The sequence below is a fragment of the Planotetraspora phitsanulokensis genome (assembly GCF_016863295.1).
Lineage (GTDB): Bacteria > Actinomycetota > Actinomycetes > Streptosporangiales > Streptosporangiaceae > Planotetraspora > Planotetraspora phitsanulokensis.
The window spans coordinates 46,235-64,878 of the sequence record NZ_BOOP01000045.1; the positions used below are offsets into that span (position 1 = coordinate 46,235).

The window sequence follows — 18,644 nt, forward strand, 5'->3', positions numbered from 1 at the left end:
CCCGTGTGATTGCGGCTCAATCCTGGGCAGGTCGGGGAGCCACGCTGGATACCCTGTTCAGCGGACAACTAACACCTGTACATAAGGGGGCGGCCTCCGATGGCTGAGAACCTCATCGCGAACCTGCGCACCAACCGCGGCACGATCCGTGTCAAGCTCTTCCCGAACCAGGCGCCCAAGACGGTTCGCAACTTCGTCGAACTCGCCGAGGGCACCCGCGAGTGGACCCACCCGGAGACGGGCGCGAAGACGACCGACAAGCTGTACGACGGCACGATCTTCCACCGGGTCATCAGCGGCTTCATGATCCAGGGCGGCGACCCCCTGGGCCAGGGCATCGGCGGTCCCGGCTACAGCTTCGACGACGAGATCCACGTCGACAACCAGTTCAACCGGCCCTACCTGCTGGCCATGGCCAACGCGGGCAAGCGGTTCGGCAAGGGCACCAACGGCTCGCAGTTCTTCATCACGGTCGGCCCGACCCCGCACCTCAACCAGGGCCACACCATCTTCGGCGAGGTCGTCGAGGGCAGCGAGGTCGTGGACGCGATCGCCAAGACCGAGACCGACGGCCGCGACCGGCCCCTCAACGACGTGATCATCGAAGAGGTCACGATCGAGCGTTCCTGAACCGCTGCGGAGCGTCAGCGGCTTATAGGCTGGGAGCGATTGACCTGCCCCTTGAGAGGACGTCATGACCTCCCAGCCCCCGCCGCCGCCGCCTTCGGAGCAACCTCCGGTCCAGCCGGGCGCCGAGGCCGTGCCCACCTGCTACCGGCATCCGGACCGCGAGACCTACGTGCGCTGCCAGCGCTGCGAACGGCCGATCTGCCCGGACTGCATGCGTGAGGCCTCCGTCGGCCACCAGTGCGTCGAGTGCGTCCGAGAGGGCAACCAGTCCGTACGGCAGGCACAGGCCCCGATGGGCGGCGCCTATGTCGTCAAGCCGAGGGTCACCTGGGCGCTGTTGATCGCGAACGTCCTCGCCTTCGGGCTGCAGTATCTGTTGCCCGGCCGACTCGAGAACGCCTACGCGGTGTCGCCCGTCCACATCTACCTCGGCGAGTGGTGGCGGCTGATCACCGGGGCGTTCCTGCACTCGGGATTGATCCACATCGGGTTCAACATGTGGGCGCTCTACATGATCGGCCCGGAGCTCGAGCGGAGGCTGGGCTCGCTGCGGTTCGCGACGCTGTACCTGCTGTCGGCGCTCGGCGGGTCGGTCGCGATCTACCTGTTCGGGTACGCGGCGGTGGGCGCCTCAGGCGCGATCTACGGCCTGTTCGGCGCGCTGTTCGTGGTCGCCAAACGGCTCGGGTTCGACGCGCGCGGCGTCCTCTGGGTGCTCGCCATCAACGTCGTCATCACCTTCGTGGTGCCCGGCATCAGCTGGCAGGGGCACCTGGGCGGCCTCGTGACCGGAACGCTGGTCGCCGCGGCCTTCGCCTACGCTCCGGCGAAGAACCGCACCGCGGTCCAGTTCGGCTCTGCGGCCGCCGTCCTCGTCGTCCTCATCCTGCTGGTGACCCAGTTGTCGCCGCTCGCCATATCAGGTCTTTGAGTTCGTGCTGCCCACAGGCTGTGGATAAAGCCTGTGGAAAGAATCACTCCGGGAAGTGCCGGGACGGCGGCCACCCAGGCGGCGTCACGGCCTCCCGGAGGTCTGGACGCCGAAGGGCGCCGGGCTCGGTGTCGGGTGGGCCGTGATCAGCGCCACTTGGTCGACAGGATCACGCCGAAGATGATGAACCCGAACCCGACCAGCAGGTTCCAGTTCGTCAGCGCGGACAGACCCGGCATATCGGGAACCACGTAGTACACCGCGATCCACACGATGCCGATGAGCCAGGAGGCGACCATGACCGGCGCGAGCCAGCGCGGGCTGACCTTGACCGACTGCGTCTTCTGTGGCGCCGTGTAGACGGCCTTCTTGCGGGTCTTCGACTTGGGCACGGGAGTTCTCCTGGTGGGCACCCGCGCGGATGTGCGGGCTTTGTCAGTAGCCTAACCGCTGTTCGGGCGGAGTCCGGAGTAAGAATAGTCGGCGTGGCCGTCCCAGGGCGATCCCCACATACGCCGCCTGCCCGACCTGCGATGATCTGGACCTTTCCGCAGTGACATGCCTTGATTGCCATAGTCTGGCGGAGTGACCATCGAGTTCCCGGTCCCGAGGGACGCATGACCGCGATCCGCGTCCTCGTGGTGGACAATCACGACAGCTTCGTCCACACGATCGTCCAGTACCTCCGCGAGTTGGACGCCGAATGCGACGTCCGGCCACGGGACCATGTCACGGTCGAGGACGCCGACGGCTTCGACGGCGTCCTGATCTCCCCCGGACCCGGCACTCCCGAGGCCGCCGGGGTCAGCGTGCCCCTCGTGCTGCACTGTGCGGAGCGTGGGCTCCCCCTGCTGGGCGTCTGCCTGGGTCACCAGGCCCTCGCCGTCGCGTACGGCGGGACCGTCACCCGGGCGCCCGAGCTGATGCACGGCCGTACGAGCCTGATCTCCCATGACGGGAGGGGCGTCTTCGCGGACATTCCCTCACCGGTGACGATGACGCGTTATCACTCGCTGGCGGTCGTGCCCGATACCGTGCCGGAGGTCCTCGAGGTCACCGCCACCACCCCCGACGGCGTCGTCATGGGGCTGCGCCACCGGAGCGCGCCCCTCGAAGGAGTGCAGTTCCATCCGGAGTCTGTGGTGTCCGAGCACGGCCATCGGCTTCTCGGCAACTGGCTTCGAGGAATCCTGTAACGCTTTCCCGCCGCCCGGCGAACATACAGATGAGGGCCTCCGCCATTGCCCCCGAGTGGCGGAGGCTCTCTTTTTGCGTCCGGCCACATGTGCGGGCTCTCTCATCACGACACCGCCCGTGATCACGGTTTTTCCCGCCCGGAGAGTGCGCTCCACCACTGGGACCTGCCGTTCCGCACCTTGCCCGGGACGGCGAGAGGGCCCGCCAGAAAACTGGCGGGCCCTCTCGCTGCTGAGGATCTACTGGCCCCCGTTACCGCCACCGGTCCCAGGGTCCGGGGTCTGTCCCGGGTCCGGGGTCTGTCCCGGGTCCGGAGTCTGTCCCGGGTCCGGGGTCGTCGGCGGCGGCGGCGGCGGAGCCTGAGGCGCGCCCTTGGAGACCGTGATCGTGATCGTGGTGCCCGGAGCCAGCTTGCCGCTCTGCGGCGACTGGTCGATCACGTTGCCGGCGGGCACCACGGTGCTCTCCGCGGTGACGGTCCTGACGTTGAACCCCGCCCCCTTGAGAGTGTTCTTCGCGTCCGCTGCCGTCAGCCCGAGGACGCTCGGGACGTCGGCCATCTCCTTCGGCACGTAGAGCCGCACCGACGAGCCCTTGTTGACCTTGCTGCCGGCCCTGGGGCTGATCTTGAAGACCTGGTCCTGCGGGGTGTTGGACTGCGCGGGCACGACGCTGCCCCTCAGGCCGAGCTCTTCCAGCTCCGCCTGGGCGTCCTCCGGAGACTTGCCGACCAGATCGTCCGGCACCTCGATCTGCTCCTGGCCCTTGGACAGGATGATCGTGACGGAGGAGTTCGGGTCGACCTCGGTGTCGGCCTCGGGGTCGGTCTTGATCACCGTGCCCTTGGGCACCTCGTCGCTGAACTCCTCGGTCCCGTAGGTGAACGTGAGCGGGACCGCCTTCAGCGCCGCCTCGGCCGCCTCCTTCGTCTGGCCCGCGACCGTCGGCACCTTGACCTTCGCGGCGGGGGTGTCGCCACCGCCGCCGAAGGCGAGCCACCCGACCCCGACGAAAGCGCCGATGATCAGCAGTGGGATGACGATCCACAGGGTGGTCTTGAGCGCCTTGTTGTCGTTGTCCTGCCGCCGATGCCCGTCGTAGCGGCCACCCCGCTCCTCCGGCCCGTAGTTGTACTGCGGGATCGCCCGGGTGCCCTGGCCGTTGGGGCCCGCCCCCGCGGCCATGGCCCGGGTGCGGTCCTGCGCGCCGTAGGAGCCGTAGTTGCTGGCCATCGCCATGGTCTGCGGGTCGACCGGCATGCCGGACATCGCGCGCTGGATGTCCCGGCGCATCTCCTCGGCGCTCTGGTAGCGCTGGACGGGGTCCTTCGCCATGGCCTTGAGGACGATCGCGTCGGCCCACTTGGGAATCTCCGGGTCGATCCGCGACGGCGGGATCGGGTCCTCCCGGACATGCTGGTAGGCGATGGCCACGGGCGAGTCGCCGGTGAAGGGCGGCTGGCCGGTCAGCAGTTCGTAGAGCACGCAGCCGGTCGAGTAGATGTCGCTGCGGGCGTCGACGCGCTCACCGCGGGCCTGCTCGGGGGACAGGTACTGCGCGGTGCCGATCACCTGGGCGGTCTGCGTCATCGTCGCGGCGGAGTCGGCCATCGCGCGGGCGATGCCGAAGTCCATGACCTTGACCTCGCCGTTGCGGGTCACCATGATGTTCGCCGGTTTGATGTCCCGGTGGACGATGCCGCCCCTGTGGCTGTAGTCGAGGGCCCTGAGGATGCCGTCGACCAGCTCCGTGGCACGTTCGGGCAGCAGTCGCCTGTCGGCGCGCAGCAGGTCCCGCAGGGTCCGCCCGTCGACGTACTCCATGACGATGTACGGCACCGGCGTCGCGTCCATCATGTCTTCGCCCGTGTCGTACACGGCGACGACCGACGGATGGTTCAGCGAGGCGGCCGACTGGGCCTCCCGGCGGAACCTCGCCTGGAAGGTGTGGTCGCGCGCCAGGTCGGAACGGAGCGTCTTGATCGCGACAATACGGTCCAGCCGGATGTCCCGGGCGCGATACACCTCGGCCATGCCGCCACGCCCGACGACGCCGTCGAGCTGATAGCGTCCACCGAGAAGTCGTGGCTGAGTCATTTCCTGCACTGTCCCTTGCCGTTCATCTTGGGGTGCCACCGCTGTCCATCATCGGCCCCTTTCCCCATCACGTCTCCTCATTCAGAGGTCTTGTGCCGATTGGGCCCGGGGGACCGGGAGTATCACCTGGCGTCGCGGTTGAGGCGGGCGTCTGGATGGGGGTCGGAGTCGGGGACGTAGCCGGTGTGGGCGTCCGAATGGATGGTGCCGCGGTGCTTACCATAGCCGACCGGGTCGCGTACGGGAGTGCCGACGTCACGTGAGCGGCGATGGCGCCGGTCCGACCTGGTCGCCTGTTCGACAACGATTTCATTGAGATCATTTCTTGAGCACCGCCTGCATGACGTCATGGGCGATCGGGGCCGCGATGGCACCGCCCGTCGCGTCGTTGCCCGCGCTGCCGGATTCGACGAAGACCGCGACGGCCACCCGCGGGTTGTCCGCGGGGGCGAACGAGATGAACCACGCGTGCGACGGCTTGCCGGGCGAGGTCTCCGCGGTGCCGGTCTTGCCGGCCACCGTGATGCCGGGCAACTGGGCCGCGGTGCCGGTGCCGGACCGCACCACGTTCTCCATCATCTTCGTCAGCTCCGAGGCCACCTCGGGGTCGACCGCCTCGGAGAACTCCTCGGGACTGGTGGAGGTGACCTCGCTGCCGTCAGGTCCCATGACCTTGTTGACGAGGTAGGGCGTCATGACCGTGCCCTTGTTCGCGATCCCGGCGGCGACCATCGCCATCTGCATCGGCGTCATCTGGTTGCTGCGCTGCCCGATGGAGGTCTGGGCGAGGGCGGTCTCCCCCTTGTCGGGGCCGATGGTGCTCCCCGCGACGCTCAGCGGGATGGCGAGCTTCTTGCCGACGCCGAACTTCTCCGCCTGCTCCTTCAGCTTGTCGTAGCCGAGTCCGACGCCGATGATGCCGAAGGGCGTGTTGCAGGAGATGGTCAGCGCCTCGAGCAGCGTGGCCCGGCCGCCGCAGGACTCACCGTGATAGTTGACCAGCGGCGTGTTGCTGTCCTTGAAGGTCTTCGAGTCCGGCGCGTCGACCATGGTCTCCGCACTCCTGGACGAGTTGTCGCTGAGGAACGCCGCCGACGTGATCGTCTTGAAGGTGGAGCCCGGTGCGTAGGTCAGGTCGATGGCCCGGTCGAGCAGCGGTTTGTTCGAGTCCTTGTCGAGCTTGTTGTAGGCCTCGTTGACCTTCGCCTTGTTCGCGAGAGCGAGCGGGTTCGGGTCGTAGGAGGGCACCGAGACCATCGTCAGGATCGCCCCCGAGCGCGGGTCGAGCGCCACGACCGCTCCCCGCTTGCCCGTGTTCGCCAGGTCCTTGTAGGCGATCTGCTGGGCGGCCACGTTGAGCGTGAGGTCGACGCTGGCGCCCTTGGCCGGCTTGTTGGTGATGAGGTCGATCGCGCGGCGGACGACGAGGTCGGGGTGGCTGCCGTCGAGGTACTTGCTCTCCGTGCCCTCGATGCCCGTCGCGCTTTCCGGCGCGAAGTAGCCGACGACGTGGGCGAACGCCTTGCCCTGGGGATACCTCCGCTCGAACCGGTACGTGGGGTCCCCGGTGTCGACCGTCTTGGCCAGCGTCACCTTGCCGTTGTCGGCGGTGATCCAGCCGCGGTCCACGGCGTAGCGCTCGTAGAAGGACCGCACGTTGCGGTTGTCGTGGCGCAGGCCGTCGGCCTTGACCACCCCCAAATACGTCACGTTGGCCATGAGGAGGCCGAACATGAGGAGGCAGGCCACGGCCGCGCGCTTGAGCGTGCCGTTCATCGCTGCATCACCTGGGTGAGTCCCTCGTCCTGGATCGCCTGGGGCGGCGGTCGCCGCGCCCCGTCCGACATGCGTACCAGCACCGCGATAAGTATCCAGTTAGCCAGCAGCGCCGACCCGCCGGCCGACATGAACGGCGTCACGAGTCCCGTCAGCGGGATCAGCCTGGTCACGCCTCCGATGATGATGAACACCTGCCAGGCGAGGATGAACGACAGGCCGCCGGCCAGCAGTTTCGAGAACGGGTCGCGCGCCGCGAGCGCCGTTCGGAGCCCGCGCTCGACGATCAGCGCGTACACCATGAGGATCGCCATCAGGCCGGTGAGGCCGAGTTCCTCGCCCGTGGCCGGGAAGATGAAGTCCGAGAACGACAACGGGATGTTCTGAGGATGTCCCTGGCCCAGCCCCGTGCCGAGGATGCCGCCGGAACCGATGGCGAACAGGCCCTGCATGAGCTGGTAACTGCCGCCCCCCGCGTCGTAGAGCGTGGGGTCCTCCGCGTGCAGCCAGACGTTGAAACGCGCCTCGACGTGGCTGAAGGCCATTCCGGCCAGTACGGCGCCGCCCACGAAGAGCAGGATTCCGATGAGCACCCATGAAGTGCGCTGGGTGGCGATGTACAACATCGCGATGAACGTGCCGAACAGCAGCAGCGAGGTGCCGAGGTCCTTCTCGAGGACCAGCGTGGCGATCGAGAACGCCCACGTGATGAGGACCGGCCCGAGGTCGCGGGCGCGGGGCAGGTCGATGAACAGCAGGCGGCGCCCGGCGAGGGCCAGCACGTCGCGCTTGGCCACGAGGTAGCCGGCGAAGAAGACGACGAGCGCGAGCTTGGCGAACTCGCCCGGCTGGATGGAGAAGCCGCCCACGCGGATCCAGATCTTCGCGCCCTGCACCTCGCTCAGGCTGCCGGGCAGGACGGCCGGGATGGCCATCAGGATCACTCCGACGAACCCCGCCGTGTACGTCATGCGCTGCAAGGCGCGCTGGTCCTTCAACACGATCAAAGTCGCGGAGAACATCACGACGCCGAGCGCCGTCCACATGAGCTGGTTGGTGGCGTTGGCCCCCGCGCCCAGCTTTCCGGAGTGCTCGATCCGGTAGATCATGACGATGCCGATGCCGTTCACCAGCGTCACGAGAGGGAGCAGGAGTGGATCGCCCCACGGGGCGAATCTGGCGAGCACGAGATAGGCGGCGAGCATCAGCGCGCCGAGGCCGAGGCCGTACGTGAGCATGCCCGAGGGGATCTCGCCGTCCAACCCCAGGCCGACGCTGGCGTAGGCGCCCATGACGATCAGCACGGCGAAGGCCAGCATCGCCAACTGGGCCCCGCGCCGCTTTGCGGTCATCGGGACGGGGGCGCCGTCGACAGCACTCACTTAGCGGACCTCGACGGGGTAGGCGTGGAGCTGCCGCCCTGCGGGGGCGTGCCCGAGTCCGGCGCGTCCGAAGTGAAGCCCTTGAGCGTGGTGATCCCGGCCTGAAGGGTGTCGACCGGGATCCCGCTGTGGATCTGGTCCTGCTGGACGGCGGACAACGACGAAAGCTTCACGTGATCGGTGTAGGCGACCTTGTTCAGGGACAGCGGCCCCAGTTGCGCGTCGACGCCGCGGAAGACCACGAGCTCGCCTCCGCTGGCGCCGACGTAGAACTGGTCCTGGGTCCACTTGTAACCGAAGTAGCCGCCGGCCCCGAGCACGGCGGCCACGACCACGACCATGGCGGTCACCAGCGGCCAGGATCGGCGCTTCTTGGGCCGCCGGGCCGCCCCACGCGACTCGGCCAGCGGCTCCCCGTCGAGGTCGTCGTCCACGATCACGGGCTGCGGAGCGGTGACGACCGTGGCCCGGCCCGCCGGCGTGTCCGGCGGCACGCCGCGCACCCGCCCGGACCCGGCGGCACCGACGACCGCCGCCGTGAGCGGAGGCTGGGTCTCGTCCACCTCGACCACGTCGGCCAGCACACAGGTGATGTTGTCCGGCCCGCCGCCCCTGTTGGCCAGGTCGATGAGCTGGCGGACGGCCTCTTCCGGGTCGTCGACCGTGCTGAGCGTGTGGTGCAGGGTCTCCGCGCTGACCACGGTGGACAGGCCGTCGGAGCAGAGCAGGTACCGGTCGCCCACGAGGGCCTCCCGGTCCTGCAGGTCGGGGTCGACCTCGCCGCTGCCGTCCAGGGCGCGCAACAGGATGGACCGCTGGGGATGGTTGGCGGCCTCCTCCTGGGTGATGCGGCCGTCGTCGACCAGCGACTGCACGAGGGTGTGGTCGTGGGTGATCTGGTAGAGCTCGCCGTTTCGCAGCAGGTACGCGCGGGAGTCTCCCACGTGGATCAGCGCGAACCGGGGCCCGTTCCAGAGCATCGCGGTGAGGGTGGTGCCCATGCCCTTGAGGCTCGGGTCCCGGGCCACCATCGCGTGGAGCTGATGGTTGGCGTCCCGGACCGCCGCCTCGATTTCGGCGAGCAGGTCACCCCCGAATGCGTCCTTGTCGAGGGACGACATGGCGGCGATGGCGACCGAACTGGCCACCTCGCCGTGAGCATGCCCGCCCATGCCGTCGGCGACGGCGAGCAGGCGGCCGCTGGCGTACGCGGAGTCCTCGTTGCCTTCGCGGAGGAGGCCGACGTCCGAGCGGGCGGCGTAGCGGAGTGCGATTGTCATTTGCGCAATTCGATGACGGTTTTGCCGATGCGGATCGGAACTCCGAGAGGCACCGGGGTCGGGCGGGTCACTTTAGAGCGTTCAAGGTACGTGCCGTTGGTCGAGCCGAGATCTTCCACGATCCACTGGCCGTCCTGGGGAAAGAGCCGGGCGTGCCGGCTCGAAGCGTAGTCATCGCTGAGAACCAGCGTGGCGTCGTTCGCTCGGCCGATGGTGATGGGAGTCTCCGTGAGGTTGATGATGGTCCCTTGCAGGGGGCCACCGGTGACGATCAGCTGGCGGGGATCCCCCTTCTTGGCTCGGGACGGGGGTTTGACCGCTTTGGCAGGCTTCCGTGCGGGTGCAGGCGCCGTACGGGGGCCGAACAAGTCTGTCCGGATGACGCCGACCGCGGCAATCACGAAGAACCACAGCGCCGCCAGGAAGGCGAGCCGGATCAGCAGCAGCGTTAGCTCGGACATGGACGGTTTGTCTACCTCTAATCGCGGCGGAACACCAGTGTCGTGCGGCCCAACGTCACCCTCGTCCCGTCCTGCATCTCGATCCTGCGGATCGGCTGGCCGTTGATGAAGGTGCCGTTCGTGGAACCCAGATCGACGAGGACGACCTGCTGCCCCTCGACTCGTAGCTCGGCATGATGCCGCGAGACGCCGGGATCCACCAATCGAAGATCGCAGTCGGTGCCCCGGCCGAGCAGGGTGACGGGTGTGGTCAGTTCGTAGGACCGCTGGCCCTGAGGGTCGTCCTGGGTCGAGACCAGCAGCCGGGGGCGGCCGCCGAACGCACCGGGGCGGCCCGAGGGCAGGTCGCTCACCGGCTGGCGGATCTCGTCCTGCTCGACCGTCGCCCCCCGGATGACGCCCGAGCGGATCCGGAACAGCCCGACCGCGAGGTCGTCGGCCGTCTCGAACCGCATCCTGACCGGCCCCACGAACGAGTAGCCCTGCTCCGTGGCGTACTCCCGGGCGAGATTGGCCAGTTCGTGGCCGATGCTGTCGGCGTAGACCTCAAGCCGCTCGCTGTCGGTCGTCGAGAGCTCCACCACGAAGTCGTTCGGCACGAGGGTCCGGCCCTGGGCGACGATCGCCGCCCGTTCGTCCATCTCCCTCTGTACGGCGCTGGCAACCTCGACCGGCTGGAGGTCGGACTTGAAGGCCCGCGCAAAGGCACCTTCAACCAAGCCTTCGAGCCTGCGCTCGAAGCGCTGAAGGACTCCCACCGGCTACCTCCCTTCCATTCTGTCTATGGTCGCGACCCGCTCCGGCGCTTCAGCGAGCTCCTTCGCTCCGTCGTCTAGAAGGATCGTATCCGGGTTCGGTAGCACCGGCGGTTGCGTGCTAACCTTTCCAGGCACCCAGCGATGGGAGCACCCGTAAGGGGCAAGTGGCGGAATGGCAGACGCGCACGGTTCAGGTCCGTGTGTCCGAAAGGACGTGGGGGTTCAACTCCCCCCTTGCCCACAGCGTTAACGGTGGCCTCAGGCAGCGGGAAGCAAAGCTTCCACCCTGAGGCCTTTTTCTTTTCCTCATGCCCGGGCGTGTTCTCGCCCGACCCATGGTGGCGGGGTCGTCCTCGCCGTCTTGAGCGGGTCCGCCGGAAGCCCGGAGCGGACGGATCGGCATCCTGACCGATCATCATCTTCCTCCCCCCGGTCGTTCGGCCGATGTGCGTTTCACGATTGTCCCGACCGGGCTTGCATCGCGCTTTCTGCCGGCTTGCGCCGCCCTTCGCCCGCTCGTGGAGCGGCTTAGATCACTTTTCCATGTGTCTCATGATGTGAACACATTTGTCTTGCATTGAGAGATAAGACCTAGCATGCCTGGCATGGGAAGACCGAATCGCTGGGCCATGTTGAGCCTCGGCATGGCGGCGCAGGGCGCCGGATGCGTGTTCATGTACGGCCTGCCGTTCCTGCTCCCCGCCCTCGAGGCCGAACACGGGCTCACGCTCGCCGAGGCCGGGGCCGTCGTCGGCGCGCCCAGTGCGGGCATGCTCTTCACCCTCATCGCGTGGGGCTGGGTCGCCGACAGGTACGGCGAGAGGATCGCGATGACCAGTGGGCTCGCCCTGGCCACGGTCTTCCTGGGATCGGCGGCGTTCGCCGCCCATCCCGCCGTGCTCGCGGCCCTTCTGGGCCTGGCCGGCGCCGCCGGGGCCTCGGCGAACGCCGCGAGCGGCCGGGTCGTCCTCGGCTGGTTCCCGAAGGAGCGGCGCGGGGTCGCGATGGGCTGGCGGCAGACCGCCCAGCCCCTCGGCGTCGCCCTCGCCGGAGTGATCGCCCCGCCGGCCCTCCATTACGGAGGCGTCCGGGGCGCCCTGCTGGCCATGACCGCGATCTGCCTCGTCACGACGTGCTGTGTGGGGCTGATGGTGGTGGATCCCCCACGCTCGGAGACGTCCGCGGGCGCGCGTTCCGCGTCGCCGTACACCGACCCGGCGCTGTGGCGGGTGCACGCGGCCAGCATGCTGCTCGTCGTCCCTCAGTTCGCCACCGCCGCCTTCGCGCTGACCTACCTGGTGGCCGAGCGGCACTGGGCCCCCGCGACGGCCAGTCAGGTGATCGCGGCCGCGCAGCTCGCCGGCGCGGGCGGCAGGCTGCTGTGCGGCAGATGGTCGGACCTCGCCGGAAGCCGGGTCGGTCCCATGCGGCGGCTCGCTCTGGTCAACACCGCCGTCATGCTCGTGCTGGCTACGGCCGTCCAGGCCGGGAACGCCGCCGCCCCCGCACTACTGGTCGCGGCGCTGGTGATCTCGATGAGCGGCAACGGCCTGGCCTTCACCGCCGTCTCCGAGCTCGCCGGCCCGGCCTGGGCGGGCCGGGCCATGGGAGCTCAGAACACGGGGCAGAACCTGATCGCCGCGGGCACGCCTCCGGTTCTCGGCGCCCTGATCACGCACGCCGGGTTCGGCACGGCCTTCGCCCTCGCCGGGGCGCTGGCGCTCGCCGCGTCGGCCGCGACGCCCGGCGTGCCGATGATCACGCGGCCAGCAGTTCGCCGACCAGTGTCGCCAGACTGATCATTCCGATCGCCTCGCCGTTCCTGTCGATCACCAGTCCCAGCTCCGCGTGGGCGTCCTGGAGCACGGTCACGGCGTCGGGCACCGTCGTCCCGTTCGGGAGCCGGGGAGCGGGGGTGGCGAGTTCGGCCAGCGGCCGTCCCGGCTGGACCAGGACGTCCCGGATGTGCAGGACCCCGACCACGTCCTGGGGCGAGACGACGAGCATGCGCAGATGCCCGCTGCGGGCCGCCGTCTCGCGCGCCTGGAAGTCGTCCGCGTCCACGGGCACCACGGGCGCCTCGTCGAGCGGCACCATCAGCCGCTCGATCGGCTGCGACTGGACCCGCAGGGCCCGGGTCAGCAGATCGTGCTCGTCCCGGTCGAGCATGCCCATCCGGCCCGACTCGGCCACCAGCATGGCGAGCTGGTGCGGCGTGCGCGTCGTGGCCAGCTCGTCTCGCGGCCGGACGCCGAACAGCCGCAGCAGCCCGTTGGTCGCGCCGTTCAGCACGGCGAGCACGGGGCGGACGAGCCACGTGAAACCGCGGAACGGCAGCGCCAGGGCCATCGCGGCCCGCTCGGGGCGGGTCAGCGCCCACGACTTGGGCGCCATCTCCCCCACGACCATGTGGAGGAAGGTCACGAGGGCGAGCGCCACCACGTAGGCGACTGGGGTGCGCGCCGACTCGGGGAGGAGGACCAGCACCGGCTCCAGCACGTGCTCGATGGCGGGCTCCGCGACCATGCCGAGTCCCAGGGACGACAGCGTGATGCCGAGCTGGGCGCCCGCGAGCATCAGCGGCAACTGCCGGCCGCCGCGGACGGCCCCGCGCGCGGCCACCTTGACCAGGCGGCCGCCGGACAGCGCGGCCTCCTCCAGGCGGTGCCGCTTCGAGGACACCAGGGCGAACTCGGTGGCCACGAAGAAACCGTTGGCGATCAGCAGGAGCACCCCGACCAGGATCGCGCCGAACTCGCTCACGCGGGCCTCCCCTGGAACAGGGCGGAGAAGAGCTCGGGCGCGTAGTAGACCTGGTTGTCGTGGTCGGCCGCGGGCTCCTCATCGGTCCGCTCGCCGCCCGGCTCCTCGTCGTGGAGCGCGAGCCGCACCCACTCGGGGACGTGCCGGTGGACGCTCAGGACCTTGAGCCTGGCCCGGCGGATGTCCGGCTCGTCGTCGCGGAACAGGTCGGCCTCCTGGGAGATGCCGGTGGTGACCTCGTCGCCAGGCTCGGCGATCCGGCCGAGGGAGGCCAGCACCAGGCCGGCGATCGTCTCGTAGTCCTCGCTCTCGGGCAGGGACACTCCGGTGGCGCGCTCGACCTCGTCGAGGCGGAGCGTGCCCGGCACGTCCCAGGTTCCGTCCCGGTGGCGTACGACTCCGAGCGGCTCGGGGTCGTTCTCGTCGATCAGTTCGCCGACGAGCTCCTCCGCGAGGTCCTCGATGGTCAGCACGCCGGCCAGCCCGCCGTACTCGTCGATCACGCACGCGAACGTGTCGCCCGACGCGGACATGCGCCGGAGCAGTTGCGGCAGCGGGAGCGTCGTGGGGACCAGCAGGGGCGGGCGGGTGAGGGCGCCGATGAGGCCGACGGAGGGAGACCCGGCCTCCAGGTACTCCCGCACGCCGGTGACGCCGACAACGTCGTCGGTGTCGGTTCCGAGCACGGGGTAGCGCGAGTGGCCCCGCTCGCGCAGGCTCTGGAGCAGGTCGGCGACCGGGCGGTCCGCACGCAGCGAGACCACGCGGGGGCGGGGGACCATGACGTCCTCGGCCACGTGGTCGCCGAACTCGAGCGACCGCTTCAGGAGCTCGGCCAGCCGCGGCGGCACCTCGCCCGCCGAGGCGGAGTCGGCCACGATGCGGGACAGCTCGTCGGGCGTCGCACCGTGTTCGAGCTCCTCGACGGGCTCGATGCCCGCGAGGCGGACGAGCTTGGTCGCGGCCGCGTCGAACAGGTGGATCACCGGGCCGGCGATCTTCAGATAGAGCAGCGTCGAGCGGGCCAGGAACTTCGCGACCACCTCGGGGCGGGCGATGCCCACGTTCTTGGGCGCGAGCTCACCGAAGATCATCTGTATGATCGTCGCGATGGCGACACCGATGACCACGGCGAGGCCGGCCACCATCGTGCTCGGTACGCCCACGTCCTCCAGCGGCCCCCGGATGACGTCGGCGATCGCCGGTTGGGCGACGAAGCCCACGAGCAGGGTGGTGACGGTGATGCCCAGTTGCGCACCCGACAACATGAAGGACAGGCGACCGGTGACCTCGAGGGCCCGGCGGGCGGCGGCGTCGCCACTCGCCGCCTGGTCACGGAGTGCGCCCCGGTCGGCCGCCACGAAGGCGAACTCCTGCGCGACGAAGTAGCCGGTGGCGAAAGTCAGGATGAGAACGGCCAGTAGGCCTGCGGCGGCGCTCATGGCGCGCCGACCGAATGATCATGCGATCCCGTGCACACGCACGGGCAAGTACTCCACGGGTCCGAGCCGGACACGGTAATCCTTTCGAGCGGAGGTCTAATACCGTAACGGCTGCGTCGGCTCAGGTGTTTCCGGTGTCTCGTTAGTTGGCCGGTACGAGATGGTCTGGGTACCTTTCGCGGGAAAAGCTTGGTGAGCGATCTGCGTTCCCGCGAGGATGGAGACGTACCTTCAAGTCAGGGGCGGTCACCGCCCACATCGAGGTCAAGGCAGTTAAGGACGGGGATTCACGTGGCCGAGGACGACGACGACGCCACTCGCGCGCATCGCCGCCCCGGGGGTGGCGGCTCACGACCGGCGGGACGGCCCGCAGACGATCCGTGGGCACGCGGAGGATCCCCACAAGATCCCCGATCGGCGGGACGGGACGATCCGTGGGCACGTGGAGGATCCACACCGGATCCCCGGCCGCCGACGCGGCCCGTTGACGATCCGTGGCAGGCGGGGCCGTCCGCCCGCGACCCCTGGGCACGGCCGCCCGCGGACGACGCCTGGACCGCGCGTCAGCCCGCGGAGGACGCCTGGACGTCCGCCGGGCAGCCCGCCCACCCCGTCCCCGACGCCGCTCGCGGGGCCGCCTCGCACGCGGAGGGCGACGACCTGGGGAACACCACGCCTCGGGTCACCTCCAAGGTGTACGGCAAGCCGCGGTCGGGCCAGACGCCCGTCCGCCCGCTCGGCGGGCACCACGGCGGACCGCCCGGTGGCGACGGGCCGCCGGGATCGCCGAGTGGCGGTGGGGGCGTCAGACGTCCCCGGAACATCGGCAAGATCGTGCTCCGGTCCATCGCTGTTCTGCTGGTCGTCCTGATCGTCGCCACTGTGGGCGGATATTTCTGGATCGGCTCGAAGTTGCAGTCGGTCGAGGCGTTCACGGACTACAGCGGCAGGCCGGCGGCCACCCCGGGAGAGGACTGGCTGCTCGTCGGCTCGGACAGCCGGGCGGGGTTGTCGGCGGAGCAGCGGAAGAAGCTCGCCACGGGCAAGGCCGTGGGCAAGCGGACCGACACCATGATGTTGCTCCACATTCCGGACAGCGGCCGGCCGACGCTCGTCAGCCTGCCCCGCGACTCGTACGTGCCGATCGCCGGGCACGGCAACGACAAGCTGAACGCCGCCTACGCCTTCGGCGGTCCGAAGCTGCTGACCAGGACCGTGGAGCAGGTCACCGGGATCCGGATCGACCACTACATGGAGATCGGCTTCGGCGGGTTCGTCGGCATCGTCGACGCGATCGGCGGCGTGAACATCTGCGTGAAGCAGAACATCAAGGACAAGAAGGCCGGGATCAACCTGAAGAAGGGTTGCCAGGACATGGACGGCGGGACCGCGCTCGGCTACGTCCGGACGCGCAAGACCGGCGCCATCCCCGACTTCGACCGCACCCAGCGGCAGCGCCAGTTCTTCTCCGCGGTCGTGCAGAAGGCGGCCAGCCCTGGCACGCTGCTCAACCCGTTCTCGTCCGTTCCGCTGGCGTTGAGCGCGGCGGACTCCGTCGCCGTCGACCCGGACACGGGCCTGTTCAACCTGCTGTCGGTCGGCCTCGCGATGAAGGGCGGCCCCGTGACGACGGCCGTGCCCATCGGCTCGCTGCCCACGATCAACGGCGCGGCCGTGGTGAAGTGGGACACCGCCAAGGCCGTGCGGCTGTTCGACGCCCTCGCCGAGGACAAGCCCATCCCGAAGGACACCATCACCAAGTGACGACGCACGCCGGGGCCGTTCCCTCTGGAACGGCCCTCGCGGCCACGCTCTTTTTTCTTCACGTGAGAACGAACGGCCCGGTGATCATGGGGATCTCCCAGGAACTGCACGCGATCGGACGGCCTCTCCTCGAGGCCCAGCTGGCGCACCCCACGGTGCGGGGCATCGCGGCGGGCGACCTCCCCGAGCCGGTTTTCCGCTCGTGGCTGGAGCAGGACTACCTGTTCCTGCTCGACTATGTGCGGGTCTTCTCCCGGCTGGCCTGGCAGGCTCCCGACGGCCATCTCGGCGACCTGGTGGACCTCGCCCACGCGACCTGGCACGACGAGCTCTCCTTGCACCGGTCGATGTCCGCGGAGTTCGGCGCGGACCTCGAAGCGGCGACGAAGGGGCCCGCCTGCGCCGCGTACACGGAGTTCCTGCTGCGGTCGGCGGCCGACTACGCGGACGGCCTGGCGGCGCTCTATCCCTGCATGTGGGGATACTCGACGCTGGGCCGACTGCTGGCAGCCGAGCCGCCCGCCGAGCCGCGGTACCGGGCCTGGGTGGACACCTACGCCGATCCGGGATTCGCGGCGCTGACCGAGCGGATCGCCGTCATGATCGACGAGGCGGCGCCCGATCCCGCCCGGGCCGCGGCCCTGTTCACCGAGGGCATGCGGCACGAACTCGCCTTCTGGGACGTGCCCTGACGGCCGGTTGACGGCTCCGCGGCGCGCACCGGGTTCTCGCCGACGGGGACGCGCGCGGATTACTGTGGGGGCATGCCCGAGCTACCCGAGGTAGAGGCGCTCGCCGAATTCCTCCGCGAGCGTGCCGTGGGGCGTGCGGTCCTCGGCGTCGACGTGGTGGCCTTCCAGGCGCTGAAGACGGTCGACCCCCCGGTCAGCGCACTCGGCGGGGTGACCGTCACCGGAGTGACCCGGCACGGCAAGTTCCTCGACATCGACTGCGACGGGGTGCACTTCATCACACACCTCGCCCGTGGCGGATGGCTGCGCTGGCGCGACGACCTCACGGGCGCCAAGCCCGTCCGCCCCGGCAAGGGTCCCCTCGCCGTGCGCGTACGGCTGTCGCCCGGAGACGACGGCCAGGCGCCCGGGTTCGAGCTCACCGAGGCGGGCACGCAGAAGCGCCTGGCCGTCTACGTGGTGAGGGATCCGGCCGAGGTCCCCGGCATCGCCGGCCTCGGTCCCGACCCGCTCTCCGAGGAGTTCACCCCCGAGGTGCTCAAGGGGATCGTCGATGGGAACCGTACGCAGATCAAGGGACTCCTGCGCGACCAGAAGGTGATCGCGGGGATCGGCAACGCGTACTCCGACGAGGTGCTCCACGTCGCGAAGATGTCGCCGTTCAAGATCGCCGCGACGCTGACCGACGAGCAGGTCGCCGGTCTGCACGAGGCGATCGTGACGACCCTTCGCGATGCGGTCGGGCGGGCGAGGGGACTCGCCGCCAAGGACCTCAAGGCGGAGAAGAAGTCCGGCCTGCGCGTGCACGGCCGTACCGGGGAGAAGTGCGACGTGTGCGGCGACACGATCCGGGAGGTGTCGTTCGCCGACTCGTCCCTGCAGTACTGCCCGACCTGCCAGACGGGCGGCAAGCCGCTCGCGGACCGCCGCCTGTCCAAGCTGCTCAAATAGCCGCTCGAACAGCCGCTCGAACAGGCGTTTCCGGAGTTCCAACCGGTCTCGCGGCTTTCCGGACGGTCGGAACGGTGGGATCGAGCGGGTCCTGGCGCGTTCCACTCGTCACTCCGGCGCCGCCGTCAGGTCAAGCGGGACGAAGCTTGGCACGTGTAGCCCCACAATGAAGTCATGACGATGCCTGAGGTCGAGGCGAAAGCCGTACCCGACGACGCGTTCCTGCTCGACGTGCGCGAGATCGACGAGTGGCGGGCGGGCCATGCCCCGACCGCCACGCATATTCCCCTGGGTGACCTGCAGAACCGGGTCGCCGAAGTGCCCCAGGGCCGGACGGTCTACGTGGTCTGCCGGGTGGGCGGCCGGTCCGCGCACGCGACCGCCTGGCTCAACCATGTCGGCTGGGAGGCGGTCAACGTCGACGGCGGCATGCAGTCCTGGGCCTCCGCGGGCCTTCCGATGGTGAGCGAGACCGGCCAGCCGCCGTTCGTCGCCTGAGCACCTTTGGACAATCGGGGATC

At 69.3% G+C, this 18,644-nt stretch carries 17 protein-coding genes and 1 tRNA gene; 9 read left to right on the forward strand and 9 right to left on the reverse strand.

Features of this window, described 5'->3' with window-relative positions; all coding sequences use genetic code 11:
* The first annotated feature begins 99 nt into the window (after window positions 1–99).
* A complete protein-coding gene (locus Pph01_RS37755) occupies window positions 100–630 on the forward strand; it encodes a peptidylprolyl isomerase (RefSeq protein WP_204078043.1) in 531 nt (176 codons plus the stop codon).
* 64 nt (window positions 631–694) lie between these two features.
* Window positions 695–1,561 carry a rhomboid family intramembrane serine protease gene (locus tag Pph01_RS37760; protein ID WP_204078044.1) on the forward strand — a complete coding sequence of 289 codons (867 nt, stop codon included), beginning with the start codon at window positions 695–697 and terminating at the stop codon, window positions 1,559–1,561.
* 146 nt (window positions 1,562–1,707) lie between these two features.
* Here Pph01_RS37760 and Pph01_RS37765 read toward each other — a convergent pair whose 3' ends face one another.
* A complete protein-coding gene (locus tag Pph01_RS37765; RefSeq protein ID WP_204078045.1) occupies window positions 1,708–1,953 on the reverse strand; it encodes a cell division protein CrgA in 246 nt (81 codons plus the stop codon).
* A gap of 225 nt (window positions 1,954–2,178) precedes the next feature.
* Between Pph01_RS37765 and Pph01_RS37770 the strand changes: the two genes are divergently transcribed.
* Window positions 2,179–2,757, forward strand: a complete 579-nt coding sequence (locus Pph01_RS37770) for an anthranilate synthase component II (protein WP_204078046.1) — start codon at window positions 2,179–2,181, stop codon at window positions 2,755–2,757.
* 240 nt (window positions 2,758–2,997) lie between these two features.
* On the opposite strand, the gene pknB is transcribed toward Pph01_RS37770, so the two are convergent.
* From pknB to Pph01_RS37800, 6 genes are all read right to left on the reverse strand, one after another.
* On the reverse strand, window positions 2,998–4,854 hold the full coding sequence (gene pknB / locus Pph01_RS37775) for a Stk1 family PASTA domain-containing Ser/Thr kinase (RefSeq protein WP_204078047.1): 1,857 nt from the start codon (window positions 4,852–4,854) through the stop codon (window positions 2,998–3,000).
* Window positions 4,855–5,172: 318 nt separating this feature from the next.
* Window positions 5,173–6,630, reverse strand: a complete 1,458-nt coding sequence (locus tag Pph01_RS37780; protein WP_204078048.1) for a peptidoglycan D,D-transpeptidase FtsI family protein — start codon at window positions 6,628–6,630, stop codon at window positions 5,173–5,175.
* Complete coding sequence (locus Pph01_RS37785) at window positions 6,627–7,982, reverse strand: FtsW/RodA/SpoVE family cell cycle protein (RefSeq protein WP_204078081.1); 1,356 nt, start codon at window positions 7,980–7,982, stop codon at window positions 6,627–6,629. The genes Pph01_RS37780 and Pph01_RS37785 overlap by 4 nt, the downstream gene beginning before the upstream one ends.
* A gap of 26 nt (window positions 7,983–8,008) precedes the next feature.
* On the reverse strand, window positions 8,009–9,292 hold the full coding sequence (locus Pph01_RS37790) for a Stp1/IreP family PP2C-type Ser/Thr phosphatase (protein ID WP_204078049.1): 1,284 nt from the start codon (window positions 9,290–9,292) through the stop codon (window positions 8,009–8,011).
* Entirely contained in the window at window positions 9,289–9,753 is a 465-nt protein-coding gene (locus tag Pph01_RS37795; RefSeq protein WP_204078050.1) for an FHA domain-containing protein FhaB/FipA, read from the reverse strand. Before Pph01_RS37795 ends, Pph01_RS37790 begins: the two co-directional genes overlap by 4 nt.
* Window positions 9,754–9,770: 17 nt before the next feature.
* A complete protein-coding gene (locus Pph01_RS37800; protein ID WP_204078051.1) occupies window positions 9,771–10,511 on the reverse strand; it encodes an FHA domain-containing protein in 741 nt (246 codons plus the stop codon).
* 158 nt (window positions 10,512–10,669) lie between these two features.
* Here Pph01_RS37800 and Pph01_RS37805 point away from each other — a divergent pair.
* Together Pph01_RS37805 and Pph01_RS37810 are read left to right on the forward strand one after the other, a co-directional pair.
* Window positions 10,670–10,752, forward strand: a tRNA-Leu gene (locus Pph01_RS37805).
* Between the two features lie 364 nt (window positions 10,753–11,116).
* Window positions 11,117–12,310, forward strand: coding sequence for an MFS transporter (locus Pph01_RS37810; protein WP_204078052.1), 1,194 nt, complete (start codon window positions 11,117–11,119; stop codon window positions 12,308–12,310).
* On the opposite strand, the gene Pph01_RS37815 is transcribed toward Pph01_RS37810, so the two are convergent.
* Together Pph01_RS37815 and Pph01_RS37820 are read right to left on the reverse strand one after the other, a co-directional pair.
* Complete coding sequence (locus Pph01_RS37815; protein WP_204078053.1) at window positions 12,270–13,274, reverse strand: hemolysin family protein; 1,005 nt, start codon at window positions 13,272–13,274, stop codon at window positions 12,270–12,272. The genes Pph01_RS37810 and Pph01_RS37815 overlap by 41 nt on opposite strands.
* A complete protein-coding gene (locus Pph01_RS37820) occupies window positions 13,271–14,716 on the reverse strand; it encodes a hemolysin family protein (RefSeq protein ID WP_204078054.1) in 1,446 nt (481 codons plus the stop codon). Before Pph01_RS37820 ends, Pph01_RS37815 begins: the two co-directional genes overlap by 4 nt.
* Window positions 14,717–15,007: 291 nt before the next feature.
* On the opposite strand from Pph01_RS37820, the gene Pph01_RS37825 reads away from it, so the two are divergent.
* The 4 genes from Pph01_RS37825 to Pph01_RS37840 all read left to right on the forward strand — a co-directional run bounded on the left by Pph01_RS37825 (window position 15,008) and on the right by Pph01_RS37840 (window position 18,621).
* Window positions 15,008–16,480, forward strand: a complete 1,473-nt coding sequence (locus Pph01_RS37825; RefSeq protein ID WP_204078055.1) for an LCP family protein — start codon at window positions 15,008–15,010, stop codon at window positions 16,478–16,480.
* 86 nt (window positions 16,481–16,566) lie between these two features.
* Window positions 16,567–17,172 carry a TenA family protein gene (locus Pph01_RS37830; protein WP_204078082.1) on the forward strand — a complete coding sequence of 202 codons (606 nt, stop codon included), beginning with the start codon at window positions 16,567–16,569 and terminating at the stop codon, window positions 17,170–17,172.
* Between the two features lie 72 nt (window positions 17,173–17,244).
* On the forward strand, window positions 17,245–18,123 hold the full coding sequence (locus Pph01_RS37835; RefSeq protein WP_204078056.1) for an Fpg/Nei family DNA glycosylase: 879 nt from the start codon (window positions 17,245–17,247) through the stop codon (window positions 18,121–18,123).
* 174 nt (window positions 18,124–18,297) lie between these two features.
* Window positions 18,298–18,621, forward strand: a complete 324-nt coding sequence (locus Pph01_RS37840; RefSeq protein ID WP_204078057.1) for a rhodanese-like domain-containing protein — start codon at window positions 18,298–18,300, stop codon at window positions 18,619–18,621.
* The last annotated feature ends 23 nt before the right edge of the window (window positions 18,622–18,644 follow it).